The 22,531-nt window shown below is 61.7% G+C and carries 8 protein-coding genes; 4 read left to right on the top strand and 4 right to left on the bottom strand.

Annotation, left to right across the window (positions count from 1 at the left end; genetic code table 11):
* Positions 1 to 14 precede the first annotated feature (14 nt).
* From MWU77_RS23490 to MWU77_RS23480, 3 genes are read right to left on the bottom strand one after another with little or no spacing between them, the layout of a single operon-like run.
* The gene (locus tag MWU77_RS23490; protein WP_247274917.1) at positions 15 to 1,697 is read right to left on the bottom strand and encodes an AIPR family protein; all 1,683 of its coding nucleotides are present in this window, start codon (positions 1,695 to 1,697) and stop codon (positions 15 to 17) included.
* 51 nt (positions 1,698 to 1,748) lie between these two features.
* Complete coding sequence (locus tag MWU77_RS23485) at positions 1,749 to 6,332, bottom strand: DNA methyltransferase (protein WP_247274916.1); 4,584 nt, start codon at positions 6,330 to 6,332, stop codon at positions 1,749 to 1,751.
* Positions 6,333 to 6,335: 3 nt separating this feature from the next.
* Positions 6,336 to 9,233, bottom strand: a complete 2,898-nt coding sequence (locus MWU77_RS23480; RefSeq protein ID WP_247274915.1) for a helicase-related protein — start codon at positions 9,231 to 9,233, stop codon at positions 6,336 to 6,338.
* 136 nt (positions 9,234 to 9,369) lie between these two features.
* Between MWU77_RS23480 and MWU77_RS23475 the strand changes: the two genes are divergently transcribed.
* From MWU77_RS23475 to MWU77_RS23465, 3 genes are all read left to right on the top strand, one after another.
* Entirely contained in the window at positions 9,370 to 12,783 is a 3,414-nt protein-coding gene (locus tag MWU77_RS23475; RefSeq protein ID WP_247274914.1) for a hypothetical protein, read from the top strand.
* Entirely contained in the window at positions 12,783 to 17,681 is a 4,899-nt protein-coding gene (locus tag MWU77_RS23470) for a DEAD/DEAH box helicase (RefSeq protein WP_247274913.1), read from the top strand. Before MWU77_RS23475 ends, MWU77_RS23470 begins: the two co-directional genes overlap by 1 nt.
* Positions 17,682 to 17,746: 65 nt before the next feature.
* Positions 17,747 to 21,253 (top strand): hypothetical protein, encoded by a 3,507-nt coding sequence (locus MWU77_RS23465; protein WP_247274912.1) that lies wholly within the window; start codon positions 17,747 to 17,749, stop codon positions 21,251 to 21,253.
* On the opposite strand, the gene MWU77_RS23460 is transcribed toward MWU77_RS23465, so the two are convergent.
* Positions 21,206 to 21,553 (bottom strand): hypothetical protein, encoded by a 348-nt coding sequence (locus MWU77_RS23460; RefSeq protein ID WP_247274911.1) that lies wholly within the window; start codon positions 21,551 to 21,553, stop codon positions 21,206 to 21,208. The two genes, MWU77_RS23465 and MWU77_RS23460, sit on opposite strands and share 48 nt — an antisense overlap.
* A gap of 84 nt (positions 21,554 to 21,637) precedes the next feature.
* Here MWU77_RS23460 and MWU77_RS23455 point away from each other — a divergent pair, with 84 nt between their 5' ends.
* Entirely contained in the window at positions 21,638 to 22,429 is a 792-nt protein-coding gene (locus tag MWU77_RS23455) for a hypothetical protein (protein WP_247274910.1), read from the top strand.
* The last annotated feature ends 102 nt before the right edge of the window (positions 22,430 to 22,531 follow it).

Below are 22,531 nucleotides of genomic sequence, written 5' to 3'. Positions count from 1 at the left end.
TCTGACAAGCGTAGTCACTGCGCATCCTTTAGGTGCGCGACTACCGTCGATTCGAGTGCGCTTACCTTCGAGGAATTTTTGAATAGACTCGCAGGGTAGCCTGGGTGGTTTGACGTGACTTCCTTAATCACGGCGGAGAGAACTTGAGGAAGGAGCGTGGATACCTTCGATGCTTCATTGCTCCACTTGTAATCCGGGTCGTCTATCTTCGCCATATTCAGCTGTGAGAAGATGAGATTGAGTATGGCGCGATTTCCGTGCGTAGCAACGAGTCTGTCGCGTCCCTCAAGTGTGGATTTTTCTTTTGACAAGGAGTCCTCGACGAGGCGAAGAATCTCGACACAGCGCCATATCCTGACATACGTGGTTTTTCCGTTGAATAGAGAGCGGTACGGCGCGCGTTCAATATCGTCCCACAGTCGGCTAATTTCTCTTTTCGCCTGCGTCGCGAGTTGAGGAGAATGAGCACAGGCCAGAGCTACAGTCGCCTGGGTGAGGTCGCAACCAGACTCCGGGGATGGCGATTCCTCCCCAGTTCGGTAGGTGTAGGTATAACCGGCCACGCTGAACTCATCCTTGATCCGCTTCTGTTGTGGATCCAAGGCGACGAAATCTCGACCGCCGATTCGATTCTGCGTGTTCGTGGCCCGTGTGACCTCAGATGAGAAGGTCTCTTCTGCTCCATTCAGTGAAATAAACCGAGCCATCACCTGAACCGACGAAAGTTCCCCGCCTTGTTGTTTAAATTTGTGAAGGACGCTCGCCGTTTGCGCGCCGTTTACAATACTTGCGTTTGTTGCGCGAAAAACTCCGATTCTGCGGTCTGTTCCGCCGGCGGCGGACTTGTCGATTCTTTCGCAGAGGACCGTGATGCCATTGTTGAAGTACCAGAACTTGTCAGGTTCCGTCGTGAGGGTCTTGAGGAGGCCGTCGTTGACTTCCGAATCGGAGAGTGCAACGCGAACGTTCTTGGAGAGAATTGACTTGCCGTGTTGCTGATACCATGAAGAAATATCTGACGCGGAAACATGGCCGTAGTAGGCAGCTGGTGGACCTTCAATAACTCCCCAGTCGGAGAGTGCGACATCCAGGTCGATCTGTGTGCCTTCGGTTTCCTCAACTAGCATCTTGTGAATTCGGCCTTGGTTGAGGTAGTTGAAGGTCCCGATCTCTGTCGGGTCATTTAGCTCCGCGAGGTATGAGTCCATGATTTCGGCGACGGCTGGTGCGACGTCACTGGTTCCGAGATGAGCGAAGACGATGTCGATCTTCGCGTTGGGGTCCAGAAGGAGCTTCTCGAGGTCGGAACTCTTGCTTTGAAGCTTTGTTCCGAACTTGTGCCAGTTAAGCGAGAGTAGGTCATCAATTCCTTCGCGAAACTTGATCATGTCGGAGCTTGCGGCACTGCCTCCACTATCGTTTGACCACTTCGATTGCGTTACAACGATTCGTGATTCTTCTGACAGTGCGATGATGGCGTCAATTCCGTTGTCGCCGGATTCGTCTGTGACTGCCGATGCTGCCTCCGTCTCGGTTACCCCGCCCAGCTTCATGATGACAAATGCGGCGAGCGACCGGCTGTTCTTGGTTTGTTTTTGCTGCTCTGGTCCGTGTGCGCCGAGGTCTGAGCAGTCGACATGTGGCATCACGGTTTGCTGTAGGCGTTGTTCAATCTGTGTTACGTGCAGCCGTCCCATTTTTCCCTCTCTGAAAGTTCCTGCATACTAGATAGAAACTAGTGGCCTGTCTTAGTGCGCTGTCGAGTGCGTGGCGAAGTACTCGTGGGCGAGTTCCATGTCGCGTTCGCGGTCGACGCCGGTGAAGGGCTCTTGGTAAGTGACGCCGTCGACGGTGAGGTCGGCCGGCTCGAGACCGCGATGTCTGCGGTACTCCGACGCGAGCGTCGTCGGGAGCTGGCGGCCTGTTGCGTCATACAGGGCTTCTCGTTCGTACTTTTGCAGGACCGGAAACTGGGTGCTGTAGATGGTAAGTAGCTCCTCGGCCGATATGTCGAGCATGACCGCGACGATTGCATCAATTTCGATGAGTGCTTGCCTTCGATCAAAATCGCTACGGATCGGAGTCGACCAGCTCCATTGGGGCTCTACCGCGCCAAGTGATAGCCGAGTTCGGTAATTCTCGGGGTTGTACGCCCATGAATCATTTGTCCAGTCTAGGTTGTAGAGGCTAGACCATAATGTGCCGTAGTCGTTCGTCAGCGAGTTCAGTCGTAGTGTGCGCAAAACGAGAGACTGTTCGAGAGGGTGGTTTCGTACATGCGGTAGTCTTGCTATGGCGCCGACGTTGATGTGTCCGGACGTGGAAATCTTCATCATGAAGTCGCCTATTAACGAGGATGCGAAGCCGGCGGCCACGGCTAGGTCGAGATGGCCAACGTCGCCCACTGAGTGCATCGTGAGAACATGTGTCGGTCCTGGAGGGATGACCGCGGCATGGAGCGTTCGCACGGTTGCCGAGTCGCACATCTCACGCCATACCAGGCGGAAGAAGGTGTTACTGGGTGCGTCCGACCATCGAGGGTACGCCGAGATGTACTCGGTGTATGGAACATCTGGGATGTAGTTTGTGGACGCGACAAACTCCTCCGGTATGGAGGTGAGGTCAATCTCTGCGTAATCTCGGTTCGTCTTGTTGTCGGATAGTGGCGCTTTGAATAGTGGGTTCGATACGGTTATGTGTGGCCCTTGTAGGATCGAGACATTGAGATTGTCCGGCGTATGTGTGTAGTTCCTTATACGCCCCCTCTTCTTCTCGGCGGCCTCGTCCCATCCGAAGCACCATTTGAAATTGGTTTCGGAAAATCGGGGAGCGTTAGCGATTTTTCGAAGGACAGCGGCGCTCGGTTGGTTTATTGGGTACAGAATACGTGCCTCGCGCGCGGGCGTTCCCGGTTCATCGATTACTTGGGCCCATACGCCCAGCACTGTGTCATCTACGTGGATGATTCTTTTTGAATGTGGTCGCAGATCCCATGACCCGTCGGCGTCCTTCATGCCGGGCGTCTCTCCGCTTCCATCGTGATTGACGGATCGGGCCGCTGTGTCTGGATGGAATAGAGACGCACCCTGGATAAAGTCTGGTTTGTCGGTCCTGCCGTAGATGTGGACGGCGTAATGGATGTGGCGGTCGATCTCGGTAAATAGATGGATTGCATTCCTAAATTCCCAGTGGCGGCGCAATCTGGTGTAGGCAGCTTCGCGTAATTTGCGCGCACGAAGCTCAGTGAAGTGGGTGTCGGGATGAATGAGTGCAACGATCCCGTTGGTCGAAGCTGACCGCCAGGTTCGTTCCATGAAGCACCTGTACAGGTTTGGGCGTAGGCCCTCGAGGATCGGTCGATCGTTCGATGAGCCGTAGTGCTCGATCGCCCCCGCCTGAACAGCTCGTTCGTTGAGGAACTGGCCAGCGATACTTGGGCCGGAGAGGAGCGCGGCCCGCTTCTCTCGCTTGGTAGCTTCAGGAGCCTTCGTTGCCAGTAGCCACCAAGGATCAAACTCGGCGAGCACGCTCGCTTCGTCCCAGTCCGGTCGCACCCACGGCGGATTACCGACTTGCAGGTCGATGCCTCCGCCCGCGAACACCGGAGCGAAGTCGAGTTCCCAGTGGAAGAAGCCCTGCGGCTCGGCAATCTTCTGCGCGACGTCCAACCATGGGAACTGGTGGTACGCATGGCCCACAGCCATCGCACGGGAGAGAAGCAGGTCGTTCTCCTCGGCGAAACCAAGCTCCTGCCAACTGGTGTCGCGGCCAATGCTCATCTGGCCACGTCGTTCGGCCGCGGTTTCCTTCACAGGTACTCCGAGCACGGCCTCGAGAGCACCGACCCACTGATCCCAATCCGGTGGCTCGATATCCGTCGTCATCGGCCACGACCAGATCGCGCACCACGCGTCCATCACCCGACGCAGACGCTGATACGCGCCATTCGGGTTACTCAGGACGAGCTCGATCTCCTCACGCGTCACCGCCGGGGTGTGGTCGACAGGCTCCGAACCCCACAGGTGAATGTCGCGTCGAATCTCTGACTCCGCGATCGTCAAGCGTCGGAGTGTGAACTCCCACAGCGTCTCCACGCGCTGCGCCAGCGCTTGCAGGCGCTTCACGATCGCCTTGCTCGGCGACTTACGGATCTCGTTGCGCCACAGGCGTAATTCTTCACGTTTCTCCGGCGCATAGGTCTTGGCCTCTGCCGTGTCGATCACCGCACCCCAGCCCTCGGCCGGGAGAAGGAAGTGGTGGATTCCGTCGCCGATCTCCTCGCGCAGCGGCACATCCTTCGCGGGCTCCTTGAGCCACTGCTTCTTCGCGAGCAGGCTCGGTGCGTACACCGACCTCCGTGCACCGATCAGCGAGTTGCCGCGGCGCAGGTGCAGACCGAACCACGGGGCTTGCAGGCCGGCAACCATCGTGTCCAGCCACAGCGAGATCTCCGCCAATTCCACAGCTGTCGCGTTGAGGTCCACCCCGTACACCTGGTGCAGGGCGATGTGCGCCTTCACCTTCTGCAACTCGACTGGGTACTGGTCGGCGTCGATCAGCTCGCCCAGATCCTCCTGCTTGCGCTTCAGATACTCGGCGGCGAGCTGGCGGACCGCCTCGATGGCGAACGCGCCCGACCCGAGCGCGGGCTCGCAGATCGTCAGCTCCAGGATCTGCTCCGGCGTTGTCCGCTCGTCGTTCTGATCCAGCAACTCTTCGAGGGCCTGCGAGACCACGAACTTCGTCAACACCTCGGGGGTGTAGTACGAGGCCGACTGCTGGCGTTCGCGGCCGGCGAGGCGGAACACGAACGTGCCCTTGCGGTGCAGCACCGGCTTCTCCTCGCCGGTCGCCTCGTCCACCGCGCGGACGAAATCCTTCTCGTCTAGGTAATCGGAGCGGTCCACCGGGACTACCCACGACCCCTTCTCCGGATCACCGTTCTTCGCCACCTCGTACAGGTCCTCCTCCGCGAAGAACCCGGTGTAGCTCATCAGGCCCTCGTACACCGCGCCCAGCTGGTTGATGCCCAGCTCGGCGTACGAGATGAAGCCGCGGTCGGCGCCGCGGCGGCCCTTCGATTCCTTCGACAGCAGCAGGTGTTCGAGTACCCGCTGCGTCGCCTCGTTGCCCAGGCCCACCTCGTCGATCAGCGCCGTGGATTCCGACTTGAACAGGTCGGCGCGCAGCGGCTGGAACTCCAGGCCCGGCGCCGGGTCGTCCGCGACATCCTCCCGAACATTGGGGGTGTGGCCGCGGTCGACGAGCCGGAAGAGTGTCGCCAGCGACTCGTACAGGTGCGTGCCGGTACGGGACTGCTCCGACACCAGCTCGGTGAGCGTCAGCTCCCGCAGCCGGTCCAGGCCGTAGCCCTCCTCGTACTCCGCGGCACCGGTCGGCAGCACCCGCATCTCCGGGGACGCCTCCGCGTACAGCAGGAACAGGATCCGGTACAGGAACCGCAGTGAGTGCTTCGCCAGGTCCTGCCCGTCGATTCCGTCCAGCGTCAGCCCCTGTGAGGCGCGCCGCTTCACCACCTCGTTGGCGATGATCTCGATGGACAACCGGATGCCCTCACGCAAGTCCTTCGACACCCCGACGGTGTGCTTGACCGAATCCTCCAGCACCCCCGTCCACCAGATGTTACCGTCCGCGTCCGGCAGCAGCGCCTGCCGGCCGAACATCGCGGCGACGCGGTCGATCTCGCCGCCCTTCGCCTCGTGCCGCCGCTCCGCGACCACGAGCAGATCTACGGCCAGGTAGCGTCCCTCCGCCCAGCGTTCCGCCTCGGCGAGCAGGAGCCACTGTCCGGCCTGCACCACCACGAACGCCGGCGGCGCATCAGACCGAAACGCCGCCGACACCGCCTTCGACGCCGATTCGATCGACTTGCCGTCCTCCACGGCCGGGGAGATCAGAAGGCCTGTCTCGGGATCGAGCAGGTCCTCGATCGAGGCGACTGGAACCGCCTGCAGGAACAACACGCTCGCGATGCCATCGAGCTTCGCGTCGGGAATCTCCAGTTCGGAGCCGGCCCGCTCGGCGGTGAACGTCGACAGCGCCGCCGGGTAGCCGAACGTGGTCCGGGTCAGGGCGTGTGCCTCGGGTGCGGCGTCTGGGTTCTCCGCCAGCCCGGCGAGTGCTGTCTGCAGTTCGGTGGTGGCGGCGAGCAGGTCGTCACGGACCGTCGTCCGGCCGTCCTTCTTCTCCGCATCCCACAGCTTGCGCAGTTCGAGCACCTTGCCGTGGAACGACTCCTTCGCCGAGTCGGTGGTGAAGTAGTGCTCACTGATCCAGTCCTCGCCGATGACGATGGAATCGAAAGAGGCCACGACCTACTGGTCCTTTCCGGAGTTCTGGGCGGGGACGATGAGCAGTAGCGGACGCACCAACTGCTGGGTGGGGGCGAGGGATTCGGCGAGGCGCTGCTCCTCCGCGATGCGGCGGGACAGGGTGTCCACCTTCTTGCGCTGCCCGGCGACGAGCTCCAGCTGCTCGGCGCCCGAGTGCCAGCGGTCGGCGCGCTTCCGCCAGCTCGCGAGCCGCTCGGTGGCCGTGCGTTCCTGCGCGCCGAGGACGAGGTGCATCGCTGTGGTCGCCTCATCCACCGCGATCGGCACCAGCGCTCGGTACCGCTCGGCGTCTGCGACCGCGCCGGGGTTCGCAGACCCCGGCCGCAGCCCCGTGTCCGTGGTGAGGAAGTCGAGATCCGCCAGGGTCTCTACCACGCAGAACGACGGGTTGTTCGGATTGGGGAACTCGGCGGTTGAGAACACCCGCGAGATCAGCTGGCCGCGGCGGTTCATCAGCGTGCCCATCAGCAACACCGTCGGGGCGTCCACGTCGCCGCGGATCACGAAGATCTGATTGCGGCCCAACGCGCTCAACGCGCGGTCGCTCGCCCAGTCGAGAACCGGGTGCAGTGGGCCCAGGAAGTGCGCCTCCGGCCACGTGGTGTTTGCGACGCCCTTGCCTTCCTTGGCGGCGGCGAGCTGCGCGTTGCCGACCTCCGGGGAGGTGGCAAGGGTGAGGCGTTCGAGCACTTTGCCGTGCTGCAGGTAGTTCTGCGGCAACTGCCAGAGCCGCTGCCGCAGGTCACGTGGCGGCGTCAGCTCCGCGACCGCGTGATTGGCGTGCACCGTCCAGCCGACACCGCCTTCCTCGGGCTTCGCGTGCGGCACGTCATGGAACGAGGCCTTGAGCGCCTCGTCGAGGAAGGTGAGGTCGTCGGCGTACAGGCTCTGCCGCGGCGCCTGCGGCAGCGCGTTCGCCGGGGCGTCGTCCTCGGTCTCGTCGAGGTCGAACTGCGCGAAGAACGCGTCCAGGTCGTCGCCCGCAGCGACGTCGTGGACGTCGCGGATCTGCTCGTCGAGGGTGGACTTGCCGACCAGGACGTCGCGGATCGCGTTCTCCTCGTCCGTCACCGAATGCTTGCCCATCAGTGACGCGACGTCACCCAGGGTGCCGTGCGCCTGGTTCTCCCTCTCCAACAGCCGCGACAGCACCCGCAGGTCACCGGAGAAGTCCGGGTCGGACGGTTCGAGGATCAGCGACGAGATCACCGGCGGATGCTTCTGCCCATACCGGTCGACGCGGCCGTTGCGCTGTTCGATGCGGATCAGCGACCACGGGATGTCGAAGTGGATCAGGTGGTGGCACTGCGCGTGGAGGTTCACGCCCTCTGACGCGACGTCACCCGTCACTAGCACCCGGATCGGGGAGGTTTCCAGCTTGAAGCTGTCTACGATCTCCTGCTGCTCCACATCCGACAGGCCGCCGTGCAGCATCGCGACGTTTTCGGGCTTGAGGCCCAACTGCTTCGGCAGGTGCTCGGTGAGCCAGCGCAGTGTCGCGACGCGTTCGGCGAACACCACCGCGCGGGTGCCGGACTTCTTGCCGACCCCGATCTCCTTGAGCCGCTGCACCAGCGCGGCCTGCTTGCCGGCCGAGTCGTTCAACGCCTCCGCGTTCAGCTCGTCGAGGGTCGTGAGCGCCGTCAGCTCGGTGGCCTGCGCCGGGATGTGCGGGTCGAGCTTGCCGCGGCGCTGCTTGATCGACTCGGCGAGAGCGGCGGGGGAGGACAGGAACGCCTTCGCGAGAGTCCACGGGAACAGGGCCTTCGTCTCACCCGAATACGGAGAGCGGCCCGACTGCGGGTGCAGCCAGGTCTGCGAGAGTTCCTGCGCGACGGCGTCTTCTGCAGGTGACGGCGTGACGAGTTTGTGGACTGGTTCGGCACGCTCAGCCCAGTCGCTGCCGACCTCAGCCGCGACCTCGGGGTGGTGCCGGTGCCGGCGGATCAGCAGCGACGCGACGTCGTCCTTGGTGAACGAGCCGTCCGCAGCGACGGCCGTCGGGTCGAGCAGCCGCAGCAGCTCCGCGAACGACTCCTCCTTGCCGTTGTGCGGGGTCGCCGACGCCAGGATCAGCGCCTCCGTGTTCGGAGCCAGGACGCGGGCCAGCTCGTTGTTCTGGGTGCCGACGTTGGTGAGGTTGTGCGACTCGTCGATCACCACCGCATCCCAGTGCTGCCGCTGCAGGTGCGCCTTGTAGCGGGGGCTCTTGAGGGTGTCGATCGAGATGATCGCCCGCTTGAAATACGTGAACGGGTTTCGCGTGGCAGGTAGCTTCTGTCGCACCTTCTGGATGCCCGCCGAATCGAGTCGCACGAACGGCAACGCAAACCGGCACCACAACTCGTGCTGCATCTGCTCGAGCACATGCTTCGGAGTGACGATCAGGATTCGCTCACCGCGACCGCGCCGCACCAGCTCCGACAGGATCATGCCGATCTCGAGGGTCTTGCCCAGACCCACCGCGTCCGCGATCAGGATGCGCGGTCGGATGTGCTGCGGATCGAGGGCCTTCGCCACCGCCGCCCGCTGGTAGCCGAGCGAATCGGCGAGCATCTGCGTCGACACAGTCAGAGTCTGGTCGCCGTACGGGAACGGCGTCTTGCGTAGCAGCGCCTCCAACCACAGCCGCGAGTCGCGGTAACCAGAAGACCCGTCGGCAACAACCTGGGCGTTGCGCGGGTCCAGCACCTCGATCGTGTCGAGACTCGAGTAGAACGTCGCGGTGGTGTCGGCGACCAACTCCGACAGGCCACGGACTCGCACTAGCCAGCCGTCCGAACCCTGCTCGGCGGACGTGACCAGCCACTCGTCGTCGCGAACGACCACGATCGACCCCGGGGCGACGTTGAGGTCCTCGCTCGGTAATGCAGTGGTCATGCCGTGAGTGCTCCTGCTGTGTCGAAGTCGTGATGTATCAACTTAACGCTCTGGAACTAAACAACTGTTACATGGGCGGTTCGTGAGGTCTGTCGGATTTGTGAGCAAGGGTTCTTGCGAGGAGGGGGAGTTTTCATTGAGTGGGGCGTCGTTTCGGCAGCAATGGCTGTCCGACCAGGAGTTCGAGCTCACGCGACGACTGGAGAAAGCCGCTCTCGTAGTCGAGATCAACCTCGATGAAGACGAGATCCGCCGGGCTCAGGAAATGTACGGCCGCCAAGCTGCGGACATGCTCCGTGTCGGTAGGACTGCCGAGGACGTCATCGCGAAGTATCCGGCACTGACACTCGCGATCCTCGTCGGCCAGGCTGCACTGGGTTACGAACAGCACCGCTACTGGGACGAGTTCTTCGCCCGACTCGATCTACCGCGCGAGCAATCCGTCGAACACGCTCTGCGCAAGTCGCTCGACCGATTGTTGACACGCTTCAGTCTGCGCAAGTTCCCGGAGCTGAGGAGTGAGTATGTGCAGTTGATGGCCATGCACGCGGGTTTTCCGGTGTACTGCATGCGCGACATCATCGATGTGCTCGAAGAACGTATGGTGGTGGGTGTCGTGGCCAGCGGTGCGGAGATCATCGAGTGGTTGCGCGAGCCAGGCAAGAAGCACCGGATGAACGCACTCGATGTCCCGGTTCGCAACTTCATCGCGTACGGAGACCAGTTAGCCGTCGACATTCTCAACCGGATCATCGAATTCGTACAGTTCACGGTCAACAACGAGGATTGGGCCGCGTCCGACCTCGACCTCGAAACCTCGACCACCGGTCTGCCGACACTGCTGCTCGAAAAGCTGATCGAGCTGTTGCGGGATCGCCCGTTCGGGAGCGGGCCGCGTCCTGTGGTGCCACGTGCGCGACGTCGCCGTAAGCCGACCATCGCATTCCTGCCGCTCGATCGACAGATCGTGGTGGAAGTGCCGTATCCGGACATCGACCCCGAGGTGCCGTGGAGATTGTCCTTCGACGGGGTGAGCCGGGAAGCTCTCGCTGAACCCGGCTGGGGTGTGCGCGCCGACGAAGAACATCCACCGACTCAGGTCCCGGTGCCGGGCCCGGTGCGTGAGGTGCTCTTGCAGCATCAGCCAAGCGACGAGTCCACCCAGATCGCTGTGGTCGACAAGGACGATCCGCTGCTGGTCTTCGACACTGAGGGGCGGTGGATTCCCCGTCACACGGCGTTACCGCGCGGCTGCGTTCTGGCTGTGTATCCGAGCGACGCCCAGGTCGTCGACGTCGGTACCGGTAGGTCTCTCATGCCGACGTTTGCCGCCGACTCACCGGTCGGTTGGAGCGGTTGGTCAGCCGCTGAACTCGACCTGTCGACGTGCGGCTCGATTGTGCTGACCAGACGAGGCACGCGAGCCCCTGGGGGCGTCCGCACTGTGCGTGACGCAGCGACACCGACATTCGAACACGGCGAGGTCGTCGAAGGTCTGCAGACACTCAACGGCCTGACCGTTTACGGATCACGCCCCGAGGTCACTTTGCCAGCGAACACCGGCAAGCAGGACATCGTGTGGCGAGTCCGCGTGAGACGGGCAGATTCTTCGAGCTGGCTCCTCGATTCCGAAGTTTTTGGCACCACGGAGGAACTCGCAGTCGATCCGTTCGAGTCTATCGAAGACGCGGTCCTCGGCATGTTCGACATCCAGGTGTCCGGTCCCATCGGAGGTGACCTGCGCCAGCAGGTGTTCCTCGCTGAGGGGATTTCCATCGACTACACAAGACCGTTTCGATTCCCGGCAACCGGCGGTCTGATTCCGGTGACCGCGCAGGTGTCGAGCGAATGGGGCCTCGAAGTGCCCCATCCGCGTGTCGAGTTCGCGGCAGGTGACCGCGACAAGTTGGTGACAGTCGCGCAGCCCGAACGGACCTACCGATTGCGGCTCACACCGCCATACCTTCAAATGCGAGCCGACCCGATCGGCGCGCCGGCTCAGTGGCGAACCGCGGCCGCCGTGCTCACCCCCGCCGAGCTCGACGAGCATCGACTCATCGCGTTGCACGCTCCGTTTGCCGAGGCTGCGGTAATTCAGCTCGAAACCCATGATGGTGACCTGATCAAAGATGTCACGCCGGACACCCCGCACTACGACTACTTTCAAGTCCCCAGCCGAGTCTTCTTCGACGCTGCACGAAACGTCGGGCCGTGTCGGATCGTCGCCCTCGTAGACGACGAATACAGTCGCACCACAAAAGTGGTTCTGGTGCACGTCCGGCCGGCAGCCTTGTGCACAGGGATCATCGTCGATGACGGAATGCTCATTCTCGAGAACCCAGCTGGTGAGGAAGACCTCGCCGTCAACCTGTGGGCTCGCACGGCGCCATGGCGTCCGGTTCTGACCGTCCAGGTCGTCGAGGGTCGCGCCAAGTTACCCGACACACACGTCAACGCGGGGCCCATGCTTGCGGAGGTCTTCGTCGATGATCCGTGGACCACCCTCACGCCCCCGTCGTGGCCGCAGAATTCTGCGTTGGAGGTGAACCAGCCCGGATGGATGCACGACCCCGCGCATGAACGCGACAACCTGTCGCGGTTCCTTGCTGGCGAGGGACCAGCGCCCGCAGACGCTGTCAGCATGCCCGAGGTGTGGGCCGCGTTGGCATTGCTCCCGCAGGATTCGGAGGACGTGCAGACGCAGCAGCTACGGTCCGCGCTCGGTCGGATCCTCGCCGAGAATTCACGTGCAGCGCTCGAAGCGTTGGGGAGCAGCACCATCCCGCTACCGGAAATGATGTCGCTCCTCATTCGCACTGGTCTGGTCTATCGGAGCTACACCGCGGATTCGACAGTGAACGACCTCCATCCGAACCCCTGGGTCGGATGCATGATCGAAATCGCCGATCTGCCTTCGTTGTACGAGCGACGACACTACGTGGAAGCTGAGCGCGCCGAGACACTCGACTACCTCGAAGACAAGGGGGGAGATGCCCTCCTCGAAGTATTGACCCGCGGCAAATCCATACAGCTCTACGCGGGGGTGTTCGACAAGGACACACTGCTGCTCGACGGGCTACCCGGCTCACAAGTCGAAGCGATCTTCGAGCATGCGCGCCTGGTTCCAGGTGCTGTACTCGATGAAGACACCCGCGTCAGCGCTGTCATCGATGCATTCCACCAACGCACGAAGTGGATTGCCCAAGGATGGTCGCCGTCGTTCGGTTCGGCCACAGTGCGCACGCTCGATGTCATCAAGCGCACCCGCGGCCAGATCTACCGTGAAGTCGCTGCACGAAACGAGAAGCTCGACGGGGTGAATACGCAACAACATCAATGGATGCTGCTTTCACTGCAGTCGCTGACCTTTGCGGTCCTCGCCAGAATGAAGGCGCACGGAATGCTCCGCCACCCGCCTGTCACTGCGGACTTCGAAGAGTCTTGGGCCGAAATGGCCCGATTGTGCCCAGGATTGGTGATGACCGATCTGCTCATCGCTGAAGCACTTGTAACCCATGCCTGCCACGGCAACCTGATCGGAGAAAATTGATGTCGGATCGACTTGACCCCCTGGCCACTGCGCGGCAGATCGATGAGACCTACAAGCGGTACCTCAAGACACTGCTGGGGCCGAGTGACCCTGCGATCGCGGCTGCGTTCGATGCAGCGATCGACGAGACACGCTTGCTCACCAAAGGGCCGTTGCTGGAACTCACCCCTCCCTACAAGCCTGGAAAGTCCATCCCCGATCTTATTGGCGAGGGTGTGTTGCGGCCGGGTTTGGCCGACCTGTATCCGAATCCCAACGAGTTGAACCGGCCGTTGTACCTGCATCAGGAGAGGGCGATCAGGAAGGTTACCGCCGGACGCAACATCGTCGTCAGTACCGGTACCGGTTCTGGTAAGACAGAGAGCTTCCTCCTTCCGATCATCAACTCGCTCATCGAAGAACGAGAGGCCGGAACCCTCGGTCCGGGAGTGCGCGCATTGCTCCTGTACCCGATGAATGCGTTGGCGAACGATCAGCTCAAACGTCTCCGCACGATGCTCAGCGGGATCCCCGACATCACGTTCGGCCGGTACACGGGTGAAACCCACGAGTACGCGGACAAGGCCGCCAGCCGTTTCAGCGCCGCGAATCCCGGCCAGAAGCGCGTCGAGAACGAACTGCTGAGCCGTGAGGAGATGCGCGCTCGCCCGCCGCATATCCTGCTCACCAACTACGCGATGCTCGAATACCTCCTGTTGCGTCCTGCCGACATCGATCTGTTCGACGGACCCTACTCCGGTACATGGAAATTCATCGCACTCGACGAAGCGCACGTGTACGACGGCGCTCAGGGGGCAGAGGTTGCGCTCCTTCTCAGGCGGCTGCGTCAACGGGTCGCGCCGGATTCTGCATTGCAGTGCATCGCAACATCGGCCTCTCTCGACGGCGAGCGCGGAGAAGCAATGAGGTTCGCGCGGAATCTGTTCCAGGCCGACTTCGAGTACGTGGACGAAGATCCTGATCGTCAGGATCTGGTACAGCCGGTACGGCTCACACACGATGAGCCGCCCACCTGGCAGATCACCGATACTGAACTGGACGCGTGGGCGAACCCTGACGTAGACCTGTCGGATTTGAGCGCCCACTCGTCAAGAGGCGACGCCGCCCACGCCCTTCATACGGAGAAAACCATCCAGGCTCTACGTGACGAGCTCAAGGATGGGCCACTCGACGCACGAACGTTAGCCGAGCGACTCTGGCCAAGCGACTCACGGTGTGAATCCAAACTGCGGGATCTCGTTGCGCTCGGCTCTGCGGTTACTGATGTAAGCAAGAACCCAGTGCTCTCAGCGCGCTACCACATGTTTGCCCGCGCCACGGAGGGCGCGTTTGTCAGTTTCGGTGATGATGGACCGAAAATCCTGCTCGGTCGTCACTTGTTCGACGACACCACACGACGCGCCATGTTCGAATTCGGAACCTGTCAGCGATGCGGCGCCGTGCACCTTGCCGGCGATGTGGAGCTCCGGAAGACGGGGAAGTACTTCGTCCCCAGTGCGCGGGACGATGGAGCAGTCAAGTGGTTGGTTCTCACTGATGCCACCGACACCAGCGTGGACGAGGACGAAGCAACGCTCGGCGACAGCAAAACGGGCGACTCGGGAATCAAGTACCTGTGTACCGGCTGTGGTCGGCTGGATGAGGCCGATGGATTGTGCCCCACGGCTGACTGCAACGGAGGTACCTACCGGCAGGTGCGTGAGCACAAGGCGCCCACGAAGGTCATGAGTACCTGCACTGAATGCGGTGCAAGCGCTCGCCAACTCATCCGACGATTGCGGACCGACGTGAACGCGGCACCGGCTGTGATCGCTACGGCGCTCTATCAACAATTGCCGGCGGCCAGCGACGACACGGTCAAAGAGGTCGGAGAGGGGCGGAAGCTTCTGATGTTCTCCGACTCGCGGCAGGCAGCAGCCTTCGCGGCGCCCTACCTGAGCCGCACATACGGGCGCTTGCTCGAGCGGCGATACCTGACGATGGCGATGCAGGACCGCAAGTACGAGGCCAAAGACCTCACCGTCGAAGATCTTGCCCTCCTCGCGCAGAAGAAGGCCAACGCGGCGCATCACTTCCAGCCCAACGCCGGCAGTGTCGCGATGGAGAAGGAGGTAAACGAGTGGGTCATGGGCGAACTGATGACCATGGACCACAAGCAATCCCTTGAAGGTCTCGGTCTTATGCGAGTGAGCATCGCTCGTGACGGTGCCCCCGAACCGCGCGGTTTGACGCAGCTGGGTCTGAGCGCGAACCAAGCGTGGGATCTGCTCGACGAGCTACTCAAGACCGTTCGCCTTCAAGGTGCCGTCAACCTTCTTGACGAAGTCGACATCAGAAGCGAACGGTTCGAGCCGCGGAACCTTCGGATTCGTATCACCCGCGTGGGCTCCGACCCGAAGAACAAGGTCATTTCATGGCTGCCCAGCGGACGCCCAGGCAGCAGCAATAATCGAGCACGATTCGTCACGAAAGTGCTTGCTGCACTCAATCGGACCGTCGATACAGAAAAGTTGCTGGATGGATGCTGGCGGTTCCTGCTCGACAACGGGTATGTGAAACACGAGCCCGACAAGTTCGAATCGGATGCTTATCAGATCGACCATACCTACCTGCGCGTTCACAACGGTATGGACTGTTCGTGGCATCGATGCGACACGTGCCGCCGTATCACCGCGTTCAACGTGCTCTCGATCTGCCCCAACGCCGGCTGCCCCGGGGGGTTGCAGGCATACGACGTACCAGGAATCGCCGACGATTCGAACCACTACAGGAACATCTACGGCACGTTGAATCCTGCACCGCTATCGGCCCAGGAGCACACCGCGCAGTGGACAGCCGAGGAAGCGGCAGAGATCCAGCGCGCGTTCATCGACGGCAAGGTGAACGTCCTTTCATGCTCTACTACCTTCGAACTCGGCGTCGACGTGGGCGACCTGCAATCAGTTGTCATGCGGAACATGCCGCCGAAGACCGCGAACTACGTGCAGCGTGCGGGTCGTGCCGGTCGACGTGCAGCGTCCGCCGCACTCGTTCTGACCTACGCGAAACGCAGCTCGCACGACCTCTCGAAGTTTCAGGACCCAACGTCGATGATCAGCGGCACCATGCGCATCCCGTGGGTGCCGGTGGAGAACGAGCGGATCGGTCGTCGCCACGCACACTCCGTTGCCCTGGCCGCGTACTTCCGGCACGGCTTCGAAACCAACGGTAAGGCGTGGAAGGAAGCCGGGGAGTTCTTCCGGCCGGCAGAAGGCGAGATGACCTCACCGGCATCACGAGTGGGTTCCTTCTTGAACCCGGTACCGGACGGCATGAAGGACGATTTGCGCCGCATCCTCCCACCAGCAGTTCAAGACGAGATCGGGCTCGAAGAGGATGGCTGGGTCGAAGATCTGGTGACGCTGCTCGACAAGGTCGAGAGTGAGGTGGAGAACGACTTCCAGACGTTCCGTGCCCTCATCGAGGACGCAAAGCACGCCGAGCACTTTCGATTGGCCGAGCAGCTGCAGAAGACACTTCGCACTATCGACCAGCGGCAGCTCCTCGGCTTCCTTGCCAACAAGAACATCCTCCCCAAATACGGTTTCCCCGTCGACACTGTGGAACTCAGGACATTGCACTGTCACGAGCCGGTCGGTCGGAAGCTGGAGCTTTCGCGTGACCTGAGCCAGGCGATCTACGACTACGCGCCAGGCAACCAGGTTGTCGCGGGCGGCAAGGTCTGGACTTCTCGGGGCATTCATCGGGTGCCCAAGCGCGATCTGGAGCAGTTCGAATACAGGGTGTGTCGGACGTGCGAGCGATTCGAGATCGGGCACGTGCTGGACGCCGGCGCGACATGCACAGCATGTGAGGAACCGTTCGAAGCCATCCGGAAGCTAGTGGTGCCGGAGTACGGATTCGTAGCCGATGCCAAAGCAACCGATGTGGGCACCGCGCCGCCGGAGCGAAAGTGGGGTGGCGCAAGCTATGTCGAAGACGTTGGAGATGTGATCGACACATTCACTTGGCAGTCGGTTGGCGGCATCAGGGTCGAAGCCAAGGCGGGCACTCGCGCGCGTATGGCTGTGATCTCGGATGCACAGGGCAGCGGGTACATGGTGTGTAGGTGGTGCGGCTGGGCAGCTCCCCGAGAAAGGAAGGCGATCTCACGCAAGCATGAGCGGCCCACGACCGGACAACCGTGTGAAGGGCAATTCGACGTCCTGTCGCTCGCACACCGATACGAGACGGATGTTGCGGAGTTCACCTTCGGTGGAGTCTCGTACAGCAAAGAGAGCCAGGCGCATTGGCTCTCCGTCCTCTATGCTCTGCTCGAAGGCGCGTCGAAAGCACTCGAGATCAGCCGCGACGATATCGACGGAACATTGTCGTGGAGCCGAGACGGCCAACGCAGCATCGTTCTCTTCGACACGGTGCCTGCGGGCGCAGGTGCAGCGAAGAAGATCGCGGAGAACCTTGGGCTTGTGCTTGCCGGTGCTGTCGAGCGACTCAACGCGTGCGACTGCGGTGAGGAGACATCATGTTACGGCTGCTTGCGGACTTATCGGAATGCGCGGTACCACGATGAACTGACGCGAGGCGGCGCTCTCGATATCTTCCGCCAGATCTCGGTTGCGGGTGGGGTGTCGTCTGCCTGGCAGGAAGCGCTCGAACAGGTGGACCCGGAGGCGAGGCCGTTGCTGGCGCAGCTCGTGGACGCTGATGTGCCCGTGCCCGACATTGGCCTCGAAGTGGGTGATGGCTGGCCGATTGAGATCCTGTGGAAGGGACAGAGGATCGCCATCACCAACTGTGAGGACCCCGAACGGGACGCGTGGCTGGTCGAGAGTGGTCTCACTCGGATTCCTCTCGAGCGAGTGGATACCGATGACCTGATCAGGAGACTGCGCGGCTGACTTTCGGTGTCCCGGTCCAGTGACGAGCACCGGACCGGGAGAGGACTGATCAGGAGGTGGATGTGATGGGGGACTCGGAACCGCAACGCCGAACTCTCAATACAAGCGATCTCGAGCAGTGGCTCGCGGACACCGAACTCGAGATGGCCGGCCGTCTCGACCAGGTGAATCTCATTGTGCGTGCAGACTTCGAAGAATCCGAGGTGCATCGTCTGCAAGGGTTCTACGGAATTGCGTCGAAACGCAGTCGACTGCGTCGTCGTCCTGTGCGGGAGTTCGTCGCCCAGTATCCGGCGCTCACCTTGACAGTGCTGGCCGGACATGCGGCCCTTGCTTATGAGCAGGGTCGCTACTGGGAGAGCTTCTGGGAAGAACTCGGCGTCCCGAAGACTCTCGCATTCGAGAGCGCACTGCGTGAATGCGTCGAACCGAACCTCGAACGGTTCGGACTCGACGTCTTCCCTGAACTGCGGGGTCGCTATGTTCAGACACTCGGAGTGCACTCGGGTATCCCGATCCACTGCATGGATGCTCTGGTGGCTGTTGCAGCTATGTACCTACACCGAGGAATGGATGCCTCGGGCGCAGGACTTGCCGACTGGATCACACGCTCGGAGAGAAACGCCGACGTACTTGCGCTCGCGAGTCCGGTTCGGAATTTCCTGCGGTTCGGCGGAGTATTCGCGATCGAAGTGCTTGATCGAATCGTCCGCGGTCTTTCCGACTCCGACTCGGATCGACCGCTCGATGCTCTGGACGATCATGGCATCACGCTGCCCGCGATCACGCTCGAAGGAATCCGGGCTGCGCTGTCAGCGTTCCGAGCCCCGGCGGTGCCGGGGACACAGCCTGCTGTAGTGCGACGGCAAGCGAACCCCACACTCGCTTACTCGTTCCTCGACGACCAGATTGTCGTCGATCTGCCGGCAACACCCGCGGACGACGAAGTGTGGAGTGTCTCCGTTGACGGTGAGACCAACCTGGTCGAACCGGAATCGCGTTGGGGAATCGAATGGTACGAGGCGCCGCCTACGAGTGTTCCGGTGAAACGACCTGCTAGAGAGGTCATTGTCGAGCAGGGGTCGTCCGGGCGAATTCGTAGCCTCCCGGTGGTACGTGCTGACGACCCGGTCTTGCTCTTCGACATGGAGGGCAAGCCCCTGAACGATCGTGCTTCACTCCCGAAATCAGAAGTCATCGTTGTGCAGCCGGTCGATGCCACGCTCGTCGACCGGGTCTCGGGCAGCGCCATCGAACCGTACGCAGAATTGGTCACACCGTCAGGATGGGCTGGATGGCGTGCCATGATGGTCGACCTTGCGGGCTCGGATTCGTTCCAGATCGAAACCGGTTCGACACACGGAATTCTCAGAGGGGTCCGCGTTGTCGAGGCCCCGGAGATCGTTCTCAGTGATCGGTTGATCGGCCTCACCACATCCTCGGGGATTCAAGTGGTCGGGAGTCGACCCAGGCTGCGGCTGCCTGCTCGTGCAAGTAGTGAGACCTCGAAGTGGCTCGTCCGTGTCCGTGCCGCGAACGGAACGGTTCTGGCAGAGTCGGAGTTTGCTGCCAGGTCGGAGCGCCAGGAGGTTGACCCCTTCGCGAACATCACCCCGCCACTTGTTGGGCCCCTGACGGTTTCGGTGACAGGATCCGCCGGGTCGAGCGTCGAGTTCACGACCTTCGTCCTCGAAGGGGTCCAGGTCTCACTGAGTCGTTGGGTACGTGTTCCTGCATCAGGTGGGCTGAGCGAGGTCACAGCGCGATTCGACTCCACCCTTGGCATTGACGCAATCGAACCTCGGATGACGTTTGCTGCAGGCGACATACGTCGTGCAGCGACATTCACCAACGATGGACACAGTCATACGCTCTACCTCACCCCTCCCCATATACAGATCCATGTCGGCGTACCGGATCAGGCGATCAAGTGGTTCACTTCCTCCCGCGTATTGCTCCATGACGACCTGGAGACGTCGCTGCTGGTTCTGTCCATTCCAGGGTGTACGTCAGTCCGTCTGGAGGTTCGTGATCGAGATGGAAACCGTCTGAAGTGGTACTGTCCGAAACGTCGCGTCGACGATCAATTCGCGGTTGATCTGAGGGTGTTCTACGACGTGGTTCACGGGCTCGATCAGTGTGAACTCACTGCGCTTGCTGTGTCCGAGGACGAACGGATCGCCCGATTCGCTGTGGCAACGATCCGACCGGTTGGGACATGCGAAGGCATCTGGGTCGAAGACGGCCACATGGTCTTCGACGGGCTGAGAATCGTCGACGATCTCGCTGCCAGTGTCTGGTGGACCACCGCACCGTGGGCCGGAGGCATCGAAATGGCGGTGACAGAAAACCGAATGCCGTTGCCCAAAGAGTTGAAGAGGGCCGGGGACCTGCTTGTGAAGCTGCACGTCGCCGACCCATGGGTTCGGTATGACCCACCCATCTGGCCGGACAACTCAGCGTTCGTAGTCGAACAACCCGGGTACAAGAAGGACCGCAACAACGGCCGCGAGCGACTGTCGAAGTACCTCGCAGAGGGCGGCACTGCCCCTACGAGCGAGAAGACGATGCCGGAGATCTGGTCGGTGCTCGCACGAGTCCTCGACGACGTCGGTGATGTCCATTCCTCGCAGACACGCCGTGAGCTACTTCGGGTGGTGTCGGAGAACCCACGCAAAGCGTTGGAGACTCTGGGAAACAGCACTGTGCCCGCTTCGGGGATCCCTGCCCTCATCGTGGAGACCGAGATCGTGCGGCAGAGCTTTTGGGCGAATGACACGCGAAACGAGTTGCACGTCAATCCCTGGGTCGGTTGCATGGTCGAGATTGCGGATCTGCCGTCCCTGTTCGTTCGACGGCACGATGTCGTCGAGGAGCGGTCCGAGACGCTCCGCTATCTCGCGAAACACGGCGGTACCGAGCTCCTCACCGTGTTGTTGAGTGGGCAACTCCCGGCGACAGGTCGCCAGAGACACGAGATTATCAGCGACATCGTTAGGCTGGGAGACGAAGCACTCGAACGGTTTGCGGTTCTGGCACGGAGCGTGCCGAGCGCACTTCTCAGTCCCGAGTCGATCTGGTCCGCATACCTGGAAGCCTTCGATGCAAGGGAGGCGTGGTTGGGAATCGACTCGCCCTCTGGATTGCTCGCGGATGCCCGGCACCTCGCGAAGGACTTGGCGGGCACATGGTCACATCTCGACGCAGCTGTGAACGAACGGCTGGACATCGTGGCGGCAGTGTTCGACGAGGGCAATCAATGGACTGCGATTCCAGCCTTTACCTTCGTGGTCGCGGCGCTCGCACGCCTCGAGGCGCACGGGCTGGTCTCCGACGCCTTGTCGCCCGGCATGGTGGAGACATGGGGGCGGCTCGCAGCACGCTGCCCGAACCTCGTCACGACCGATTTGCTCCTTGCTGAGGCAGTCGTCACGCGCCACCAGCACGGCGACCTACTCTCGGAGTCGATCGTTGATGAGACGGTGCGCCGCCTGAGACGGCGCAACCTGGTTGGGAGTGACGCGTCAGCCGGCGATGCCGAGTTCCCTCAGCAAAGACTGGAAAATCGGTGACTCACCCTCGGAGCTCTCGTGATCCGAATTGTGGGGTGTGTTTGGCCGCGCGGCTTTGGCCGCCGGAAGAATATCGGGGAACGCCTTGAGCAAGACTTCGATGAGCTGGACAGCCATGTCGCGGTCGATCTGTATTGACTGGCTGCTTTTCGGCTTGGATTTGCGATAGTCGGACCCGAAGGTAGTCAGGTGCAGCAGGCGGAGATCGTCCTCGTCGAGGACGTTGTAGAAGCAGTCGACTTCGCTGTCGTGCGCGCGGATCTTCTGCGTACCTTCAGCGATTGAGCGGATGCGAGCCATGGTCAGGATTGTAGCGAGGCTTATGAAACGTCCAGAGGGGCGTGTGTCAGGGTTCGAAGGCGAAGCTCCACTAATGTTCACGAAGTGCCGAACGTTGACCTCGCTGCCCTGACCCGTCCTTCCGTGCTCTCCGCGATCAGGGAGTTCGATGACCTTGGACAGGAGGAATTCCTTCGTCGCCGCGGATTCGCCGAAGCCCGCAACTTCAGGTTGGTGTACCGCGGGCGCTTCTACGACTCGAAAGCGATCGCGGGTGTGGCTCATGGATACGCGACCGGCTATTTTGCCGACAATCGCGAGTTCTCGGGAGGGTTGGCGACGGTCTCGGATTGCCTGACCGCGTTGGGGTTCGTCGTCGACCACGGTGGGAAGCACGCGAGAGGCGGCCTAATGTGGGATCTCGAGAGCACCAAGGTGTTCACCAGAAACGGGAAACAGGCAGCCTATAAGTTCGTGCTGCTGCTCTGGGCGGCAGCAGATATCACGAGTCGTGATCGCCTCATCCCGTTGTCAGAGGTGCGGAATGAACTTGCGGAGTTGTTGGTGCCGTTTGCCGTCGCGGATTCTGCGCCACATCCCGCCGATCCGTGGGTGGCACTGCGACACTCGGGGTGGTGGGAGCTCGAAGAGCCGGAAGGTGTCGATACCGCCGCCATGCGTCACGAGGAACTGCGTGCGCTCGCGGTGAAGGAAGACCTACGCGCAGGCGTGACGGAAACGGTCCACTCTAGGCTCGGGGAACCGCAGTGGCGCGGCGAGGCGATTGCCCTGCTGACGCGGCGGGTCGGAGCGCTGGCGGACCCAGACCGGGCTGGTTGGCTAGCTGAGAAACTCGGCCTCTGGGGTAAGTCCCAGGGGATGGTGGGAATCGGCTGAGGAACATCCGGCCAGGCCAGCGGCGTGTCGGCCCTCGTAAAGGTGGGCCATCGCGTAGTGATCGACGAGTTACCGACCAAAGTGACTCGACACGAAGGAACC

The organism is Rhodococcus sp. F64268 (genome assembly GCF_023015605.1).
In the GTDB taxonomy this organism is placed as follows: Bacteria; Actinomycetota; Actinomycetes; order Mycobacteriales; family Mycobacteriaceae; genus Rhodococcus.
This window is presented reverse-complemented; position numbering and strand designations above follow the sequence as displayed.

What these genes read in the sequence shown, in the direction of transcription:
- MWU77_RS23465 (WP_247274912.1), top strand. Translation starts at nt 17,747, where the DNA reads ATGGGGGACTCGGAACCGCAACGCCGAACTCTCAATACAAGCGATCTC.
- MWU77_RS23480 (WP_247274915.1), bottom strand. Translation starts at nt 9,233, where the DNA reads ATGACCACTGCATTACCGAGCGAGGACCTCAACGTCGCCCCGGGGTCG.
- MWU77_RS23460 (WP_247274911.1), bottom strand. Translation starts at nt 21,553, where the DNA reads ATGGCTCGCATCCGCTCAATCGCTGAAGGTACGCAGAAGATCCGCGCG.
- MWU77_RS23470 (WP_247274913.1), top strand. Translation starts at nt 12,783, where the DNA reads ATGTCGGATCGACTTGACCCCCTGGCCACTGCGCGGCAGATCGATGAG.
- MWU77_RS23490 (WP_247274917.1), bottom strand. Translation starts at nt 1,697, where the DNA reads ATGGGACGGCTGCACGTAACACAGATTGAACAACGCCTACAGCAAACC.